The sequence below is a fragment of the Providencia sp. 21OH12SH02B-Prov genome (genome assembly GCF_027362595.1).
GTDB classification, from domain to species: domain Bacteria; phylum Pseudomonadota; class Gammaproteobacteria; order Enterobacterales; family Enterobacteriaceae; genus Providencia; species Providencia zhejiangensis.
Genome location: NZ_CP114796.1, coordinates 2,363,103 through 2,383,103, shown reverse-complemented (window position 1 = coordinate 2,383,103; position 20,001 = coordinate 2,363,103). Strand labels below are relative to the sequence as shown.

Genomic DNA, 20,001 nt, shown 5'->3' with positions numbered 1-20,001 from the left:
GACTCACTGTGAAAATAATAAGCGCAAGTCTATTCACATTAATGTTAATGATGCTAACAGGGTGTTTGAGGGTTGAAGTTGCTACACCAGATAAACCCATTAATATCAATATGAATGTAAAAATAGAGCACGAGATACAAATCAAAGCAGATAGGCAAGTTGAAGACTTACTCAAAGAAAATAGTGACCTTTTTGGTAAGGTGGAGGCGAAATGAAAGCCATTTTCCCAGCGTTGATACTCTCTTGTGTGTTTGTTTTTTCAGCTGTGGCATTAACTGTTGAGCAAGCTAAAAAACAAGGGTTAGTGGGTGAGACATTATCGGGCTATTTAGCGGTCGTTGATACGAATAATGCGACAGCAGATAAATTGGTTGCTCAAATAAACCATGAACGAGAAATTAAATACAGTGAGATAGCTAAGAAAAATAACTTACAAACACGGGATGTCGGTAAAATTGCAGGGCAAAAGCTAGTAGAGCGTGCAGATAGTGGAGAGTATGTTCGTGGTATTAACGGTCAATGGCTAAAGAAAAAGTAGTATGCGCAAAATAAACGTTGTACGCATACTATTTTGATACACATCGAGTGCGATAAGGTTACGCAATAACCTTGTCTATGCATTGGCGGGCATGTTGTTGCGCTTTTTCAGCCGACTCGGCACCTAATGCCGTTCCTTCTGCAAAGATAAATTCGATATCTTGAATACCGATAAAATTAAGGAATAGCGTTAAAAAAGGAACCATAATGTCAGAAGGGGTATCTTTATAAATTCCGCCACGACTGGTTAGCACGATAGCTCGTTTATTTTCTAGTAATCCCACAGAGCCTTGTTCAGTGTACTTGAAGGTTTCCCCTGATCTTGCAATAAAATCAAAGTAATTTTTTAAGTGAGAAGGAACAGTAAAGTTGTACATAGGCGCAGTGATAACCACAACATCATGTTGTTTTATTTCATTAATAAGCTGGTTAGACAGTGCCAAATGTGCTTCTTGTTGTGCAGTTTTGCTGTCGCCGGGTGAGAAAGCTGCTAAAATTTCGGCATCCATTGCTGGAATTGGGTTGCTGACAAGATCACGGACAGTTATGCTATCAGCCGGATTTTTCCCTTGCCACTGTTCAATAAAGTAGTCTGCCATTTTGTTGCTGTGTGAATAGTCTGCCAGAATACTTGATTTCAACAATAATACTTTATTCATTATTTAACCTTAGAACATAGAATGCATTGAAATTACTTCATTAATTATCATACAGATATAGATGACCTTTAAAAGAAAGAAAATCAGATAAAGTATGTCAAAAAAACTGTTGATAACTGAGCGCTAAACATTAACAAAAAATGGCCTCAGTTTTGTTGCCGTTTGAGCGTGTCTATTTTAGGTTATGCATAAACAAAATTATAAGGACTGACAAAGTGACATCCATGCTGACAGCTCTCGAAGCTGATATTGGACAAACTTCATTACGTGACCAATGGTTACTAAAAAAGCGTCTTCATGGTATCGCCAAGATTCGTGATGATAAGTCACGAATGGCGGTACTCGAGGCGATAAAAGCGGATATTGACGTTGCTAAACAAAAAATTGCGAATAAGCAGCTCAATCCACCAAAGATCGTATATCCAGAAAATTTACCGGTTAGCCAGAAAAAACAACAGATTTATGATGCGATAAAACAGCATCAAGTGGTTATTATCGCAGGTGAAACAGGCTCAGGTAAAACCACGCAGATCCCCAAAATTTGTCTAGAGTTGGGGCGAGGTGTGTTAGGGTTTATCGGTCATACTCAGCCTAGACGTTTAGCAGCACGAGCGGTAGCAACACGTTTAGCACAAGAATTAGAGAGTGAAATCGGCACAACGGTAGGTTATAAAGTTCGTTTTAGTGACCAAGTCGGTGATAATACTCAAGTTAAATTAATGACTGATGGTATTTTACTCGCAGAATTACAGAACGATAAGCTATTACTACAATATGATACGATCATTATCGATGAAGCTCACGAACGCAGCTTAAATATTGATTTTATTTTAGGTTACCTTCGCCAATTATTGCCAAAACGTCCCGACCTCAAAGTCATTATCACTTCTGCAACTATTGATCCTGAACGTTTTTCACGTCACTTCAATCAGGCACCTATTATTGAGGTCTCAGGTAGAACCTATCCAGTTGAAGTCCGTTACCGACCTATCATAGGGAATGACAATGATAGTGACCGAGATCAACTTGATGGAATTATAGATGCGGTAAATGAACTGGGGCAGGAAAGTTCAGGGGATATCTTGATCTTTATGAGTGGCGAACGTGAGATCCGTGATACGGCCGATGCGTTGTCAAAACTACAGTTACGCCATACAGAGATTTTGCCTTTGTTCGCAAGGTTATCCAATAGTGAGCAAAATCGTATATTCCATCCACATGGTGGGCGGCGAATTATATTAGCGACCAATGTTGCCGAAACATCTTTAACAGTTCCAGGTATTAAATATGTTATTGATACCGGTTATGCACGGATAAGTCGTTACAGTTATAGAACAAAAGTACAGCGTTTACCTGTTGAGCCAATTTCTCAAGCTTCAGCGAATCAACGTAAAGGTCGTTGTGGTCGTGTATCGGATGGTATTTGTATTCGCTTATATTCTGAAGAAGACTTTTTGAGTCGACCAGAATTTACTGACCCTGAAATTTTACGGACTAATTTAGCTTCGGTTATTTTACAAATGACCTCAATTGGTTTGGGGGATATTAGCGCATTTCCATTTGTTGAGCCCCCTGACAAACGTAATATTCAGGATGGCGTTAAATTATTAGAAGAACTTGGCGCTATTAAAGAGCATCAACAAACAGAACGAGGCTATACACTGACGGATATTGGTCGGCAGTTAGCGCAATTACCCGTTGATCCTCGTTTAGCGAGAATGGTGATTGAGGCTCGTAAACAAGGCGCTGTTCGAGAAGCAATGGTGATTGTTTCAGCATTGTCGATTCAAGATCCTCGCGAACGCCCATTAGATAAGCAGCAAGCTTCTGATGAAAAACATCGCCGTTTCCATGATAAGCAATCTGATTTTTTAGCCTTCCTTAATTTATGGGATTATCTAAAAGAGCAGCAAAAAACCTTATCAAATTCACAATTTAGAAAAATGTGCCGCCAAGATTTCTTGAATTATTTACGTATTCGTGAATGGCAAGATCTTTACACTCAACTGCGACAAGTCGTCAAAGAACAGGGTTTTCCTATCAATAGCGTTGCAGCAGACTATCGCGGAATTCATACGGCATTGCTTTCTGGACTGTTATCTCATATTGGTCAAAAAGATGTAGAAAAAACCGAGTTTACGGGCGCAAGAAATGCACGGTTTACCCTCTTTCCTGGCTCTGGATTATTTAAAAAACCCCCTAAATGGACGATGGTCGCCGAATTGGTTGAAACCTCTAAATTATGGGGTCGAGTGGCTGCGGCGATTGAACCTGAATGGATTGAACCATTAGCTGAACACCTTGTTAAATATCATTACAGTGAGCCTCATTGGTCTAAGTCACAAGGTGCCGTTATGGCATCGGAAAAGGTGACTTTGTATGGCTTACCAATTGTCGCTGCTCGCCAAGTGAATTATGGCAAAATCGACCCATTATTATGCCGAGAATTGTTTATTCGACACGCGTTGGTTGAAGGCGATTGGGGGACACGCCATGCGTTTTTTAGAGAAAACCGTAAGTTATTGGCAGAAGTCGAGGATTTAGAACATAAATCTCGACGCCGTGACATATTGGTTGATGATGAAACCTTATTTGCATTTTATGACCAACGCATCCCAAATGATGTGATATCTGCTCGTCACTTTGATAAGTGGTGGAAAGTTGCTTCTAAACAGCAACCAGATTTACTGAATTTTGAGAAAAACATGTTGATCAAACAAGATGCGACACATGTTTCATTACTGGATTACCCGAATTACTGGCATCAAGGCGAACTTAAATTTCGCCTCAGTTATCAGTTCGAGCCAGGTACTGATGCAGATGGAGTGACAGTGCATATTCCATTAGCGATTTTAAACCAAGTACAGAACATCGGTTTTGATTGGCAAGTTCCCGGTTTACGTCAGGAATTAATTATTGCGTTGATCAAATCATTACCTAAACCAATACGTCGTAACTTTGTTCCTGCTCCTAATTATGCCGCGGCATTTTTAGAACGCGTTCCTACGCCTGATGGGAGTTTACTCGACAAGTTAGAACGCGAATTACGTCGAATGACAGGGGTTACTGTTGAACGTGATGCTTGGCAGTTAGAACAATTACCTGTTCATTTAAAAATGACATTCCGTGTGGTTGGCGAGAAAAACAAAACGATCGCTGAAGGTCAAGATCTTGATGCACTGAAAAAGAGTTTAAAAGCGAAGGTTCAAGAAACACTTTCTGAAGTCGTTGATGATGGAATCGAGCAAAGTGGCCTGCATATCTGGAGTTTTGGGGAGCTACCGCAACGCTACGAGCAAAAACGAGGTGGTTATTCCGTAAAAGCTTACCCTGCTTTAGTGGATGAAAGGGGCAGTGTAGGGATCCGTGTTTTTGAAACTGAGTTTGAACAACAACAAGCGATGTGGTCGGGTGTGCGTCGGTTACTGCTACTGAATATCCCATCCCCCATAAAATATTTACACGAAAAACTTCCCAATAAGTCGAAGCTTGGCTTGTATTTTAACCCATATGGGAAAGTATTAGAGTTAATCGATGACTGTATTGCTTGTGGGGTTGACCAACTGATTGCAACATATGGTGGCCCAGTTTGGACCGAAAATGAGTTTAGCAAGCTGCAAGATTTTGTGCGCGCAGAACTCAATGATGCAGTTGTACAAATAGCTAAACAAGTCGAACAGATATTAACCGCCGTATTTGCGATTAACAAGCGTTTGAAGGGACGGGTCGATTTTGCCATGGCGATGGCACTTTCAGATATTAAAGGACAAATGTCGCATTTAGTCTTTAAAGGCTTTGTTACTGAGCATGGTTGGAAGCGACTTCCCGATGTATTACGTTATTTAAATGGTATTGAACGTCGACTAGAAAAATTAGCGGTTGATCCGAATAGAGATCGCGCCCAAATGAGTAAAATTGAGCATGTGACGACTATGTGGCAACAGTGGAAGGCTAAATTAACGCCAATACAGCAAAACCTACCAGAAGTACAAGAGATCCGCTGGATGATAGAAGAACTACGCATTAGTTTATTTGCTCAGCAATTGGGAACGCCATATCCAATTTCAGATAAACGGATCATTCAGTCAATGGAGAATTTAAGTCAATCATTGTGAATTGAGTGAGTAACTAAATCGAAAAACAGATAGCCCCCGTCATTTTTATGGTGGGGGCTTTTAATGTGAAAAAGTTTAGGGGTATACAATCTGTAATGTTGCAGTCGCATTGGCCTTTCCGGCACGAACAGATGCTTGAGTTTGAACATATTGAGCATCAAAATACACAGCATAAGCCTCTCGGTTAAAGCTGGTACCTAAATGAAAAATTTGATTGAGGGGCAGCGCTTCTCCTTGAAAGCGAATGCGCAGGCCAATTCCTTGGGCACTGTCTGGTCTTTTATCTAAAGCAATCACTGAATTATCAGCATAGTGACTAGAACGGCCTCTAAGAATAATACCAACAGACGTTTTACCGCTACAGTTCAAAGTTAAATAAAAAGGTACGGGTGTTGAGTGACTCCCAATGCCCTGAAATTGACGTTGTTTAACTTTATTCATTTTGACTCGTTTATGTTTTTCAACGAATTCACAGCTTGGGGTCATAATTTTTGTATTAACAAAGCGATAACTTTGCACGGGCAAATTACCGATAGAGGCTTCAATGAGCTGGTCTGTGCTTAATTCTCCTGAGCCAACGATACTTTTTGTTTTTATTAGTTGAATACGGATCCCTTTGAGCGCACTACCACAGTAACGATAACGATAGTTACTCGTATGACATGAATAGGGAGATTGATTAACTAAAGGGAGCCTATCTCGGCCAAGAGTCTGTTCTAACGGGATAAAACGCAGACCAATACCATCAATATTCGTTTGATAAAGAGTATTATCGTGTTCGGATGAAAGTGTGAATAAGCTATTTCCCCACTGAGCATAGGCAGGTGAAGAGCATTCGACCATAATAGGGTAGTTATCGATTTCATTTACAGTGAGTTCTCGAATAATGGAACCCACAGCGAGCCGGTGGGGCACCATAATAGAACCCAAAGATAAAATAGTATGATGTGGTGTAAAATTGGCAACATATTGGCATTGAGATGCGTGGGCAGTATGAACCATTAAAATGTAGTAGAAACATAACGAACGAAAAATGAATGTCATCATAAAGCTTCCTTGCGTTGACAAACTACGGGAACATGATAAAAGCCTTGCTGTTGATATGATGCTAATAATTGATAATGAAATTCACATTGCTGTGATTGGCGTTCTCCCCATTTCAGTTTAATTGTGCCTCTTGTTTCTAATCCACTTAAATATACTTGCCCCACATCATTGATAATACCTACATTAACATCATTGTGGCTGCTATCGCCGACTTTGGTGACTAGGCTCGCGATAGCACCAAATGGCGCTAATTTTTCATCATCCAATTGAATAGTAAAAAATACGCGTTTACCACGTTTGACAGGAAAGTGTACGGCGACCAAAGCACCTTTAGTGGGTAAGGTGGATTGAAAATTGGTTTCAATTTCCGCATCTAAAGGCAAAGTAAGGGTATCAATAACGAAGTGATTACGTCGATAAGGTTGTAGTTGATTGATAATCGCATGTCCTTTGCTATCGGTGCGTACATTGAGATGCGTATCTAAACGAACATCTTTAGTGTCAGGCACGATAAGTAAAGCAGCGGTTTCACCACGACTCGGTGTGAAAGTGACACCGTAAGGATGAGCCACAATTGAACTACGAAGACCATAATGGAATTGATGATCTTGTTTGTAGCCGTACCCAGCATTTAAAAAAAACTTATTATGATGATATTGAGTGTAAAAGCGAGTTTCTGATTGATTTCCCGAAGATGAACAGCATCGTTCAGTAAATTGGTTATGTTGAAGTGTATAGGAGATCAAATCATCATTAAGAATAGCGCCTGTGAGTGTGGCTTGTCGATTCTGATAGTTGTTTGGTGAATGTTGTGCCTGATAACTAAAATATGTATTTGGCAGCCAAGCATTGATCGGAATAATCATTGATGCAGAAAATACATACTCTGGTTTATGTTCAGTCATGGAGTAATTCGATTGGCAATTCAGATTAAAATGATACTCGTTTAAATTCCCAGAATAGTTGATGTTATAGCTCCATTGTTGGGTATTATTTTGCATAACTCGCTGTTGTGATGCCGATAATAATAAATTCCCCAAAAAACCTAAGCTTTGAGATAAATGTATTTTTAATCCTTGTTGAGGATGGGAAGGCGTGGTGGCGGTTTCTTTTTCAAATATATCTGTCATTAGACGTAACTTAGGATTATTTATCCAATGAATACCGAATGTAATGTTAGTTCCTGTAGAGGATATTAAGTTGGTATATTCTAGCTGATAATTATTTGAACTAATATTTACACTCTGGTTTTGTGTCCAATTGATATTAATATTACCGAAACGACCAATAGAAAAAGAACTTCCGAGTAGAAAAGATTTAAACGGTTGTGAAAAAATAGAACCGCCATAGACAGTAATATGATTATTAAGGCCATATTTCATTTCTCCATGGAGAAAATAAGGTGATGAAGTGGATTGTTGATGGCTCACTGAACCACTATTTATCGCATACCGAAACTGACCTTGCTTAATCATGACGAGTGATGAGGAAAACGGGTACTGATATTGCCGAATAGTTCCATTACTTTCAGTAATAATCACATCTAAAATGCCTTTAGGGCTAAGTGGCTTGAGTTTATTTAGCATAAAGGGCCCCGCAGGTAAATAATCATTAAAAATAATGATATTATTTTGTTTTACGGTCACTTGGGCAGGGCTATGGTTAATCCCCTGCAAAACCGGAGAGTAATAAGCATCATATTCAGGATACATTAACTCATCATTTGAGAGAGAAAATCCTTTGAATGAAAAGGGGATAAAAAAAGAAGAAGTTAGGTAATATTCACCAAGCGTTAATTGACTTTTTAAATTTCTAATCGGGTAAGATAATGTTGTATTATAATATTCCCATTCTCTTTGTGGTGAGGAATAATTAAAGTGGTTTCTTAGTCGCCACCCTAAATAATTAAAACCATTCATAAGTGACAAGTTGAAATTATCTTCAATGTATTTGCTTGAGTTATGGCTTCCTAATAAGTGATAATCGATAAAGGCGGAGGTTATCCCATCACTCCATGAATCTTGTGAGTTCAATTCCTTTTCATCTTTGTCTAGAAAATGTTTTGGAATATTCAATTCTAGTGTCAAGTGATTGAAATCAAAATAATAAGAGTAACCGATTATGATCTTAGAGAGTTTATCGGTTAGCTCGCCATTATCATTAAATTCCATTTGATTTAATGTTTGCTTGTTTAACCCAATTTTTATTAACTGTTCCTTATTGAATATGGGCGTTAATTGGTCTTCAATATATTTAAAGGCAATGTTAGATGTCAATAACCTTACATTATTGACAATCAGGTCAACCGAATATATGCCAGCTGGCTGATGATCTAAGTTTAGTATGATATTTTCAATGTCGTGAATGTTATGATAATTATCAAGTGCATCTAAATTGAAACTATCGGAGTGAGAATAAGATGAAAACAACATGAAAATAACCAGTAAATTTTTATTTTTATTCATCATTGATAGATAACACTTGTGAAGTTAATTGTGTTTTTCCACCATAGTCATTCAATGCACTCCAAAATACGGTATTGGTTTTCGATGATGGAACTTTCCAAGAAAGTTGACTAAAAGGAGCTATCATTCCAGGTTCAGGGATCTCCGTATTATTCAAGCGTAGTTCTCGAAGTGTAATATAATAGCCTGTAGGGTTTTTCGCTATGAGGCGCTGATTTTGGTAGTGAAAATTTATTTTTTTAAATGCAGCTTCTGAGTTTTCTGTTAATGATTCCGGTCGATAAAACAGTTTAAAACTTGATTTAACAATGATTTGTAAAGTATTTTCCCTATTTTCATGTAGGGCGGGAAGAGATTTAATATGGAGCCAATATAGAGTTTCTCTATCTTCATGGTTTGATGGCTTAACGTTAATAATCCTCAGTTTATTTAAAGATAATGGCTTAAGCTTAAATAAAGGTGGTGTGATAATAAAATCATTAGAACGTTGACTCTCTTTTTCAATCCATGATTGAATCAAATAAGTTGTTTTCTCTTCAGGATTTTCCATAGATAAAGATAACTCTCTCTCGTTTTCTTTATATATAAAACGAGTACCATTAATAATGACACCTGCATAAGCATGAAAGGATAATAACAATAATAATAGAACTATTTTTTTCATAATAGTTAGGGAGAGAGGAAATTCCGCCTCTCCCTTGTCCTCTGTCTATTGATAGATAATACTAAAATGCGCGAGTGCATCGGCTGAACCAGGAGTAACTTGTTCACTCGTGGCAATATATTTTGCAACAAAATTCATTTCAACAGTCTTACTCGATGTCACTTCTTTAAATTGGCTGCCGCCATTTAATGGTATACGACGAACGCTATTCTCTTCATAAAGTGCTATTGCGATACCGGTGGCGGGTGTTGATGTGGTGTTTGGTGATAACCCTAATAAGGTTGGATTCGCGTTATCACTTTTCCCATCAAATTTAAATTGAATCTTTTTATAATCAGTAGGGCAGTTAGACAGTGTTATTCTAAATGGTGTTGCTGCTGCAACACTATTTTTATGATTAAAGGAAGCAACTGAGATTTTCCCCATATTCACGACTTTATTAATAGAATTAGTATCAACTGAACAAGCTGTGGGTATTATGCTGCCAATAAACTTGATTTCACCATCAGCTGAAAAAGAAATTGAATGATTAAAAAATAAAATAATTAATAGAAATTTTAAGATGCTATTCATTATATAACCTTGTGAATGATGTGTTATTTAACTTTTGTCAATATTAACCGCTGTGATTGAGCGGAATATAATAAATAGATTTTTTTTGTGAAAAAGAGGTAATTTTATAGATGCCGAATATGGGATTTTTTTATCTGTTTTGAGGTTTTTAACAGCTGTTTTTTGCTATCAAAATATATAACTAACGTAGTTAGTAGTTTTATCTACTAGTGTTTAGCTTATGGCAATCAACAAAAGGGTATGAATGTTATGTATATCAATAATAACTTGGTTATCTTTTAAATTGATTTAGTTACAACATACTGTGTGAAAAATACTGACCTAATGCGACAACAGTGCATGTACAACCGTTTCATAAAATAGTCTAAAGGTGTTTGATCAAAAATTAAGGCGTTGAGGGGTGAGATGTTGATAAGAACGAGAAGTTAACCCGTAAGACAATAGCAAATGCCACTACATTGGCGTCAATTACACATCCAATGTAGTGATTGATAAACAGCGCTAGAATAGGTAATACGTTGCTGGAATCGCAGCTGCAACGATGGCGAGGGCAAGGAGTTTTTCGATCTTATTCAGTGGGGCTTGTTTTGATTGTTGTGCTCGAGCATACCAAAAAACAAATATACCTGGAGCATATAACACAACCGATAACATAAGGTTGATAAGGCCCGATGCATACAATAACCAAAGACCGTAAACACTGGCAATAAATCCAACCATTAATAGGGCTTTGCTATGGCGTTGTATCGCGACTTTTATTAAAAAAGCCCCCACTAAAAAATAAGGAACTAGGATCATCTCAGAAGCAATCGTCAATAATGTATTGTAATTGCTACCACTTAGCCAAATGAGTATCAATGAGAGTTGTACAGCACCATTCGTTAGCCACAAAGAAGAAGAAGGGGCATCATTCTTATTAAGCTTATTAAATATTTTTGGAAACGATTGGTACTGTGCCGCAATATAAGGGACTTCGGCGGCCATAATTGTCCAACTGAGATATGCTCCACAAACAGAAATAATTAGCCCCGCAGCAATAATAATTTCACCACTCGAACCGATTAAACTCACCATTAAACTGGCCATGGACGGGTTTTTGATTTCGGCTAGCTCAGCTCTAGGCATAATGCCCAGTGAGAGCAGGGTAACCAATATGTAGATGATAAGTGCGGAACTAACTGCAAACACGGTTGCTAAACCAACATCGCGACGATTTTTAGCGCGAGCAGAAACGACGACAGCTCCTTCGATACCAATAAAGACCCATAATGTGATGAGCATAGTATCTTTAACTTGTTGCCAAACAGGTAATTCAAGCGAAATACCCGTAAAGTCAGCATCAAAAATATCAAGTTTAAATGCGATAAAGGCTAAAATAATAAATAGCCCCAATGGGATAAGTTTAGCCATCGTAGCAAGTTTATTGATACCCGCTGCTGTTTGCACTCCACGCAATACTAAGTAGTGAACCACCCATAGTAGGATAGATTCTCCAATTAAGGCTTGCCAAGTATTACCATCACCGAAAATGATGTTATCAGGAGTGTCGGTAAAAAAGCTAATAGCGGCAAAAACAATAACTAAGTAGGATACGTTAGCAACAACAGCACAAAGCCAATATCCCCATGCAGAACAAAAACCAATCAGCTCACCGAATCCCTCTTTTGCATAGGTAAAAATACCACCATCCAAATCAGGGCGTATACGAGAAAGTAGTAGCAATGAGAATGCTAAAAATAAAATACCAATGCCCGTGATAGACCATCCAATGATCAGGGCTAACGGGCTAGCAACTTCAGCCATATTTTGGGGAAGGCTAAAGACACCAGCACCCACCATTGAGCTGAGCACCAAGGCAGTGAGTGCCGTAAGACTGAGTGTATGTTTCAATGTTTGTCCTAGTTATTCTACAATCAAAAGTTAAAATAACGTTAAATCTACAATTTGCATATTCATTTAAGCTGGCATAATTTTAAATTGCAGATTGTTTATCTGTTACTTTGATAAAGTGAGGGGGATTCTACGAATGAAATGATCGTTATGCAATGGAAAACTATGCAGATTTGTAAGATTTTTATTCAATGATGCCATAACAGAAAATGGGCTGGTTCAAATAAAAAAAGCCAGCTTAACTAAAGCTGGCTTTCGGTTAACTAATTTAACTTAGTTAATTATTTAAATAGGTCAGCACTGATTGTTACGCTACCGCCATTCGACTGCCATTCACGAGTGATATGGAAGTATTTTGCGCCTTTGGCTTCAGCACGTTTTGCTATTTGATAACGAACCTCTGGTGTGTTGGTGTAATAGCCAGAGAAAGTGATCGAATCAAAAGGCACCATTTGTGCAGCGGCAACCTTGTTAACTTCTTCAATAACGTAACCACTAGGTAATGTAACGCTTGTTTTACCTGGTGCACTGCTTGACGTTTCAAAGAATCGACCTACAGCTACGGTAGGCTCCTCTGAAGAAGCCACGCCTGGAATGCGTACTTTTTTAGCCGCTTCTCCACCTTCAGCTAAAAGAGCTTTACCCGCTTCTGAGTCAGCAGGTACAACGGCTTCTTCCAGTTGAACTTGACGTTTAGGCGCATCTTTTTTGTAAATATAAGCAGTAGCGAGCGTATTGCCACCATCGTTAACGGCGATATTACGTACTACGTAGAACGAAGCGGCACCTTTTTCTGACGCTTTTTTAGCAATCGCTTCATAAAGGTCAGGTTGAGAAGGGTAAAAACCACTGACGGTAACGGCATCAAATGGCTCATACTGTGCAGCATCGGTTTTAGACATTTCTTCAATGCCACCAAATACACGACGTTTACTTTCTTCTACTGCTTTGGCATCTTTTTGGTAAAGGTCTGCGACAACGCGCATATTACCGCTATCACCCACATCATCAAGGCTTTGGATATAAAAAGCATAAGCGCCTAATTTATCAGCCCTACGTGAGACGGCATCGGATGCTTCATAAATAGCATTAAAGCGCCCAGTCACTGTTATGCGCTCATAAGGTTTTAACTCTTCAGCCTGTTTAGGCGTCAGCTCAACAGCTGCCTGTGTAGCAGTAATACTAGTTAATGATAACACCGCGGCTGCGATGGCCGTAGTTTTCAGCTTCATACAAAATCCTTCCGACTTGCGCAATTTATTTTAAAAGTGCTGAATCTTAGTTGTATCACATGACCGTGATTATTACACGTAACCAATCAAGTTGTCTCATTATTTTATTTTTTGTAAGAAATAAATATTCATTGACTAGTCATAATTACCAGATTTTTTGTGCTATCCAGTATTTTATTGACCTAAAACTAAGATTTTCACTGTGAATTCCATTTACTGTCTAAGAATAGCGATCAATTATGGATCAAGAAGGTTATTTTCAGTAGGTTATTAGAACAAGACAAAACCGTTTTAGCTAAAAATCGGACTATTCCATTAAAGAATGAACAATTTTTAGTAAGCTTAATAAATACAACATAACTTTAGCTTTAAAAAGGGAACATTATGCGTATTGGTATACCAAGAGAACGACTTGCCAATGAAGCTCGTGTTGCTGCTACACCTTCGACTGTAACTCAGCTACTTAAGTTAGGTTTCAGTGTTTGTATCGAAAAGGATGCAGGGCATTTAGCGAGTTTTGATGATGTGGCTTATGAACAAGCTGGTGCAGAGATTGTTGATCGTGACACCGCATTCTCTGCTGACATTGTTTTTAAAGTAAATGCGCCATTAGACGATGAGATTCCTTTATTTAAAGAAGGTACAACGCTCGTCAGTTTTATTTGGCCAGCTCAAAATGCTGAGTTGATGGATGCCTTAAAGGCAAAAAATATCAATGTGTTAGCAATGGATGCGGTACCGCGTATTTCCCGCGCACAGTCACTCGATGCGTTGAGCTCAATGGCAAATATTGCCGGTTATCGTGCAATTGTAGAAGCCGCGCATGAATTTGGGCGCTTTTTTACAGGGCAAATTACTGCCGCTGGTAAGGTCCCTCCAGCAAAAGTCATGATTATCGGTGCGGGTGTCGCTGGTTTAGCCGCAATTGGTGCTGCTGGTAGTTTGGGAGCGATCGTACGGGCATTCGATACTCGACCAGAAGTAAAAGAGCAAGTGCAAAGTATGGGGGCTGAATTTCTTGAGTTAGATTTCAAGGAAGAGGCCGGAAGTGGTGATGGCTATGCAAAAGTGATGTCGGAAGCTTTTATTAAAGCTGAAATGGCGTTATTTGCTGCACAAGCTCGAGAAGTTGACATTATTGTTACAACAGCCTTAATCCCAGGACGTCCTGCTCCAAAATTGATCACTAAAGAAATGGTTGAATCCATGAAGCCGGGCAGTGTGATTGTTGATTTAGCCGCGCAAACCGGTGGGAACTGTGAGCTAACCCAAGCTGATCAGCTGGTTGTAACGGATAATGGCGTCAAAATCATTGGTTATACTGATTTACCTAGCCGCCTACCGACTCAATCGTCGCAATTGTACGGTACTAACCTTGTTAATTTAATGAAGTTATTGTGCAAAGAAAAGAACGGTGAAATCAACATTGATTTTGATGATGTCGTGATCCGTGGCGTGACGGTGATTAAACAGGGTGAAATTACTTGGCCGGCTCCTCCCATTCAAGTATCTGCTCAGCCGCAGGCGAAACCTAAGACGCCAGAAAAACAAAAGGCGCCAGAGAAGAAGAAAATGTCGCCGGCAGTGAAATACGGCTTAATGGCATTAGCCATTATTTTGTTTGGTTGGTTTGCTAATTCTGCACCGAAAGAGTTTTTATCACACTTTACGGTTTTTGCTCTCGCGTGTGTGGTGGGGTATTACGTTGTTTGGAATGTTACACATGCGCTGCATACTCCGTTAATGTCTGTAACTAATGCGATTTCGGGCATTATTGTTGTTGGCGCGGTACTACAGATAGGCTCTGGGGGATGGGTTGGCTTTTTATCCTTCATTGCAATATTGATTGCCAGTATCAACATTTTCGGTGGGTTTACTGTTACCCAACGCATGTTAAAAATGTTTCGTAAAGGATAAGGGGTAACTTATGTTGTCAAGTGGAATTGTGACAGCGGCTTACATTGTTGCTGCTATCCTATTTATATTTAGCCTTGCGGGTTTATCGCGGCACGAAAGTTCTCAGCGTGGTAATACCTATGGTATTGCGGGTATGGCAATCGCGTTACTTGCCACCATTTTGGGTCCAGATAGCGCCAATATCGGTTGGATGATTGTTGCAATGGTGATCGGTGCTGTAATTGGCATCCGCTTAGCCAAAAAAGTTGAAATGACTGAAATGCCAGAGCTAGTGGCTATCTTGCATAGTTTTGTGGGCTTAGCGGCGGTGTTAGTTGGTTTCAATAGTTTCATTGCGAGCGAAGGTCATATGGATGCCGTTATGGAAAACATTCATTTGACAGAAGTTTTCCTGGGTATTTTTATCGGTGCAGTGACATTCACAGGTTCCATCGTCGCGTATGGTAAGCTTTCAGGTAAGATCTCATCAAAACCAATGATGTTGCCAAATCGCCATAAATTGAACTTAGCAGCTCTTGTTGTTTCATTTATTTTGTTAGTGATCTTTGTTAAGACAAGCAGTGTTGGCCTGCAAGTATTTACCATGCTAATTATGACTGTCATTGCATTAGCATTTGGTTGGCATTTAGTCGCTTCCATTGGTGGCGCTGATATGCCGGTGGTTGTCTCAATGTTGAACTCTTATTCAGGTTGGGCAGCGGCAGCGGCTGGATTTATGCTAAGCAATGACTTGCTGATTGTGACGGGTGCTTTAGTTGGTTCATCAGGGGCAATTCTGTCTTATATTATGTGTAAAGCAATGAACCGTTCTTTCTTTAGCGTGATAGCCGGCGGCTTTGGCACAGATGGCTCTTCAACGGGTAGTGAAGAGGAAATGGGAGAATACCGTGAAACAACCGCGGAAGAAGTGGCTGAGTTACTGAAGAATTCTACCTCAGTCATTATCACCCCAGGCTATGGCTTAGCGGTGGCTCAAGCACAATATCCCGTTCACGATATTACTGCTAAGTTACGTGAGCGTGGTATTAATGTACGCTTTGGGATTCACCCCGTGGCTGGACGCTTACCGGGCCATATGAACGTTCTATTAGCTGAAGCTAAAGTTCCTTATGATATCGTGTTGGAAATGGATGAAATCAATGATGATTTCTCTGATACCGATACTGTATTGGTTATTGGCGCTAATGATACGGTAAACCCAGCAGCACAAGAGGATCCAAATAGTCCAATCGCAGGTATGCCTGTATTGGAAGTTTGGAAGGCAAATAATGTGATTGTTTTTAAACGTTCGATGAATACAGGTTATGCCGGTGTGCAAAACCCATTATTCTTCAAAGACAATACACAAATGCTATTCGGTGATGCAAAAGCCAGCGTTGATGCTATTTTAAAAGCACTATAATCTATAAAAACAAAAAGCTCTGTCATATGACAGAGCTTTTTATATTCACTAAAAAACACAAAACAAGTTATTGAATTAATCGTCATCAACGGTGATTGGGCAAACAAAGCCATCGGGTTTAATGGCTAATAAATCGCATTTTAACTTATCAATCACATGTTCCGCTGTATTGCCAAGAAAAGCCGCGGAAATTCCTGTTCTGCCTAATATTCCAAGAACGACGACGCCAGCATGTAATTCTTCACATATCTCAGGAATAATTTTTTCAGGTAACCCCTCACGAACATGAGTATATTTTTCATCAATCGCGAATTTTTGACGTAGCTCTTTCATTGCGATGAGGTGCTGTCCACGCAATGCATTGTTATAAAGGCTAGGGTCAAAGTCGGGTAACTCTATTGCAATATTCATGGGGGCGATAGGATAGGCACTCACTAGGTGAATTTCCTGCTCTTTCACAATACGGGCGGCTAAATCTTTGGTTTTCTCGACAAGCTTGATATTAAGGTCATCGTGATAAGATTCTTCATTCGATAAATTGACGGCAACCACAACAGAGCCATGATCAGGCCAAACTTTATCCTTGACCATCCAAACAGGGGAAGGGCATTTTCTTAATAAATGCCAATCGAGCGGGGTAAAAATTATCGATTCAAAATTATCTGTCTGGTGAGCCATTTTTAGCAACAGGTCATGTTCACCGCTGATCACTTCCTGAATAATTGCTTCGTAAGGCTTGTTATGCCAAATAACTTTAATTTCTATCTCAATGCCCGCTTCGAGATAAAAATGGGCTTGCTGTTTAATCCAAGCCGCTTTTTGATTGATGACTCCTTTACGCATCGCATCACGTTCTTCAGGTGATAACAAGGTAGTCATATCATAGGAAAGATCATAGATAGGTAAGAATGCTTTAATCCGTCCACCATTACGTTGCACTATGTAGACAGCACGTCGTAATGCTGGTTGATCATCCTGATTTGGGTCAATTGCAACTAGGAGATTTCTATAGTTTGCCATATTAAAATCCTCATAACGGCTGGACATTCCTTACTAAAGATAAACTAAGGTATTGAGGAGAAATAGGCAAGATTTGATGAAAAATAATCATGGTGGGTCACAAAATAGATATTGTGACCCAGCTAGAATTATGAGCAGGAGACAGTGGAAATTTTACCAGCTATATCAGTCAGTTTTTCCATATCTTCGATAGTAATATATTTACCTTTAACACTTAACATACCGCTTTTTTGGAAACGTCCTAAAAGTCGGCTAATGGTCTCGACGGTAAGGCCTAAATAGTTACCAATATCACCGCGTGTCATTGTGAGGCGGAATTCTCTAGGTGAAAAACCGCGCTCTGCAAAGCGATGCGATAAGTTAAGAATAAATGCAGCTAAACGCTCTTCTGCATTTTTCTTAGATAATAAAAGGATCATTTCCTGATCACCTTTTATTTCTCCACTCATTAAACGCATGATTTGTTGACGCAGGTTTGGCATTTTACCTGACAGGTCATCAAGTGTTTCAAACGGAATTTCACAAACCATTGATGTTTCAAGTGCTTGTGCAAAACTTGGGTGCTGTGTATGAATGATAGCATCAAAACCTACAAGGTCACCGGCAAGATGGAAACCGGTAATTTGCTCATCACCTTCTTCAGTGATGGTATAGCTTTTGATTGTGCCTGAGCGAATAGCATATAAAGAACGTAACTCATCACCTGCTTTAAAAAGTGCTTGGCCTTTTTGAATTGGTTTTTTACGTTCAATGATATTATCAAGTTGATCCAGTTCATGTTCATTCAGCGTGAAGGGAATGCACAGTTGGCTAATACTGCAATCCTGACAATGAATAGCACAACCACCAGACTGGATGCGACGAACAACTCTTTTTTCTGGGATCATATTAAATGCTCAATACAAGTTAAAATTATTGATATGAGTCAATTTTAACATAAGATAACGCGACTGGTAAGTAGAAATATAAAACAGAGTCATCGTAAATAGAAACTCTTACAAAAACAAGGTGTTCAGCTAGGTTTGCATAAATAACAATAACGTGATGAAATCATTTATTTAACTTAAATAAAAATGAAGTGAAATATTTTTTATAGATAAAATAGGTTATCTATTTAATATCTATTTAAAAGTTATATTTAGGGACTTTTAAAAATTAACATTATTTATAATATTTAAACAAGAGTGCAATATTCGGTTTTAACATTGAAATATCATAGGAGCTGTAGATGGCAAATAGCCCATTAAATATTCCCACTTCCATGAAAGTGATAAATATTACAGAACATGGCGGCGCAGAAAAATTGCAGCTTATTGACCAACCGCTGCCAACCTTATCTGAAGACTATTTGTTGGTTAAGGTTGAGGCGGCGGGAGTTAACCGGCCTGATATATTTCAACGTATGGGATCTTATCCTCCACCGCCAGATGCATCCCCTATTTTGGGGCTTGAAATAGCCGGAACGATTGTTGCAAAAGCAAATAATGTTGAACAATGGCAGGTGGGTGACAATATTTGCGCGCTAGTCGCGGGTGGCGGCTACGCAGAGTATTGTTTGGTTCATAAAGATATTGCATTGCCGCTAGGAAACTTATCCTTTATTGAAGGGGCGGCTATCCCTGAAAACTTTTTTACTGTTTGGGCTAATGTTTTTCAAATCGGTCAATTGAAGAAAGGTGAAACCGTGTTAATTCATGGTGGAACATCTGGAATTGGCTCCGTCGCAATCATGTTAGCAAAAGCTTTTGGCGCAACAGTCATTACAACCGTAGGTTCATCTGAAAAGGTGGAGGTTGCTAAAGGATTAGGTGCCGATTGCGTGGTGAATTATCGACACGATGATTTTGTACAACAAACACTTGATTATACAAATCTTCGCGGGGTTGATATGGTCGTTGATATAGTTGGTGGCGACTATGTCAGCAAAAATTATCAAGTTGCCGCAAAATTCGGGCGCATTATACAAATTGGTATGATGCAAGGTAACCCAAAAAACCTTAACTTAATGCCTTTAATGGTTAAACGTTTAATTCATACTGGCTCGACAATGCGCTCACGTACAATCGCTGAAAAAATCAGCATAGCGACTGACTTAAAGCAGCAGGTGTGGGGGATGTTGCAAAAAGGTGAATTAAAACCTTTTATTAACAAAGTGTATTCGTTAGACCACGTAGCGGATGCTCATCGCTATATGGAGTCTGGTGATCTCTATGGGAAAATAGTTTTAATTAATAAGTAGTTATATTTATCGTGGCATATTCAAGTCATGAGATTATGCCTTTCTCATGACTTGTCATCAGATCTCGTCTATAACAAATATTTTACATTTTCAAGCTGTTTTAGCGTAAATATCTCTTTACAGCTGATAAAATTTCGAAATTTTGTTCCCGCGCACAAATCCGATTGAAATAAAGACGAGTTTGTTAATATTTTAATAATTATCGATTATATCTATACCTAAGTTGGCACATTAACGGTTT

The 20,001-nt window shown here is 39.0% G+C and carries 15 protein-coding genes; 6 read left to right on the top strand and 9 right to left on the bottom strand.

Features of this window, described 5'->3' with window-relative positions; genetic code table 11:
- Positions 1 to 41 precede the first annotated feature (41 nt).
- Positions 42 to 215, top strand: a complete 174-nt coding sequence (locus O7C57_RS11245; protein ID WP_154624114.1) for a YnbE family lipoprotein — start codon at positions 42 to 44, stop codon at positions 213 to 215.
- The gene (locus tag O7C57_RS11240; protein ID WP_154624108.1) at positions 212 to 538 is read left to right on the top strand and encodes a YdbL family protein; all 327 of its coding nucleotides are present in this window, start codon (positions 212 to 214) and stop codon (positions 536 to 538) included. Before O7C57_RS11245 ends, O7C57_RS11240 begins: the two co-directional genes overlap by 4 nt.
- 58 nt (positions 539 to 596) lie before the next feature.
- On the opposite strand, the gene O7C57_RS11235 is transcribed toward O7C57_RS11240, so the two are convergent.
- The gene (locus tag O7C57_RS11235) at positions 597 to 1,196 is read right to left on the bottom strand and encodes an FMN-dependent NADH-azoreductase (protein WP_154624107.1); all 600 of its coding nucleotides are present in this window, start codon (positions 1,194 to 1,196) and stop codon (positions 597 to 599) included.
- A gap of 224 nt (positions 1,197 to 1,420) precedes the next feature.
- Between O7C57_RS11235 and hrpA the strand changes: the two genes are divergently transcribed.
- Entirely contained in the window at positions 1,421 to 5,311 is a 3,891-nt protein-coding gene (hrpA, locus tag O7C57_RS11230; RefSeq protein ID WP_154624106.1) for an ATP-dependent RNA helicase HrpA, read from the top strand.
- A gap of 75 nt (positions 5,312 to 5,386) precedes the next feature.
- On the opposite strand, the gene O7C57_RS11225 is transcribed toward hrpA, so the two are convergent.
- The 6 genes from O7C57_RS11225 to ydgH form a co-directional block, all read right to left on the bottom strand.
- The gene (locus O7C57_RS11225; protein WP_269723160.1) at positions 5,387 to 6,358 is read right to left on the bottom strand and encodes a fimbrial protein; all 972 of its coding nucleotides are present in this window, start codon (positions 6,356 to 6,358) and stop codon (positions 5,387 to 5,389) included.
- Positions 6,355 to 8,826: a fimbria/pilus outer membrane usher protein gene (locus tag O7C57_RS11220; RefSeq protein WP_269723159.1), complete on the bottom strand. Its 2,472-nt coding sequence runs from the start codon at positions 8,824 to 8,826 to the stop codon at positions 6,355 to 6,357. Before O7C57_RS11220 ends, O7C57_RS11225 begins: the two co-directional genes overlap by 4 nt.
- Complete coding sequence (locus O7C57_RS11215) at positions 8,816 to 9,487, bottom strand: fimbrial biogenesis chaperone (protein WP_251464219.1); 672 nt, start codon at positions 9,485 to 9,487, stop codon at positions 8,816 to 8,818. The genes O7C57_RS11220 and O7C57_RS11215 overlap by 11 nt, the downstream gene beginning before the upstream one ends.
- 45 nt (positions 9,488 to 9,532) lie before the next feature.
- Complete coding sequence (locus O7C57_RS11210; protein WP_154635546.1) at positions 9,533 to 10,060, bottom strand: fimbrial protein; 528 nt, start codon at positions 10,058 to 10,060, stop codon at positions 9,533 to 9,535.
- Positions 10,061 to 10,561: 501 nt separating this feature from the next.
- Positions 10,562 to 11,950 (bottom strand): amino acid permease, encoded by a 1,389-nt coding sequence (locus O7C57_RS11205; RefSeq protein WP_154622341.1) that lies wholly within the window; start codon positions 11,948 to 11,950, stop codon positions 10,562 to 10,564.
- Positions 11,951 to 12,231: 281 nt separating this feature from the next.
- Positions 12,232 to 13,182 (bottom strand): DUF1471 family protein YdgH, encoded by a 951-nt coding sequence (ydgH, locus tag O7C57_RS11200; RefSeq protein ID WP_154622340.1) that lies wholly within the window; start codon positions 13,180 to 13,182, stop codon positions 12,232 to 12,234.
- Positions 13,183 to 13,566: 384 nt separating this feature from the next.
- Between ydgH and pntA the strand changes: the two genes are divergently transcribed.
- Entirely contained in the window at positions 13,567 to 15,099 is a 1,533-nt protein-coding gene (gene pntA / locus O7C57_RS11195; protein ID WP_154622339.1) for a Re/Si-specific NAD(P)(+) transhydrogenase subunit alpha, read from the top strand.
- A 13-nt stretch (positions 15,100 to 15,112) separates the two neighbouring features.
- Positions 15,113 to 16,501, top strand: coding sequence for a Re/Si-specific NAD(P)(+) transhydrogenase subunit beta (pntB, locus tag O7C57_RS11190; protein ID WP_154622342.1), 1,389 nt, complete (start codon positions 15,113 to 15,115; stop codon positions 16,499 to 16,501).
- A gap of 75 nt (positions 16,502 to 16,576) precedes the next feature.
- Here the strand turns inward: pntB and uspE are convergent, their stop codons facing one another.
- Together uspE and O7C57_RS11180 are read right to left on the bottom strand one after the other, a co-directional pair.
- On the bottom strand, positions 16,577 to 17,521 hold the full coding sequence (uspE, locus tag O7C57_RS11185) for a universal stress protein UspE (RefSeq protein ID WP_154622338.1): 945 nt from the start codon (positions 17,519 to 17,521) through the stop codon (positions 16,577 to 16,579).
- Between the two features lie 128 nt (positions 17,522 to 17,649).
- Entirely contained in the window at positions 17,650 to 18,408 is a 759-nt protein-coding gene (locus tag O7C57_RS11180) for an FNR family transcription factor (RefSeq protein ID WP_154622337.1), read from the bottom strand.
- A gap of 341 nt (positions 18,409 to 18,749) precedes the next feature.
- Between O7C57_RS11180 and O7C57_RS11175 the strand changes: the two genes are divergently transcribed.
- Entirely contained in the window at positions 18,750 to 19,760 is a 1,011-nt protein-coding gene (locus O7C57_RS11175) for an NAD(P)H-quinone oxidoreductase (RefSeq protein WP_154623450.1), read from the top strand.
- The last annotated feature ends 241 nt before the right edge of the window (positions 19,761 to 20,001 follow it).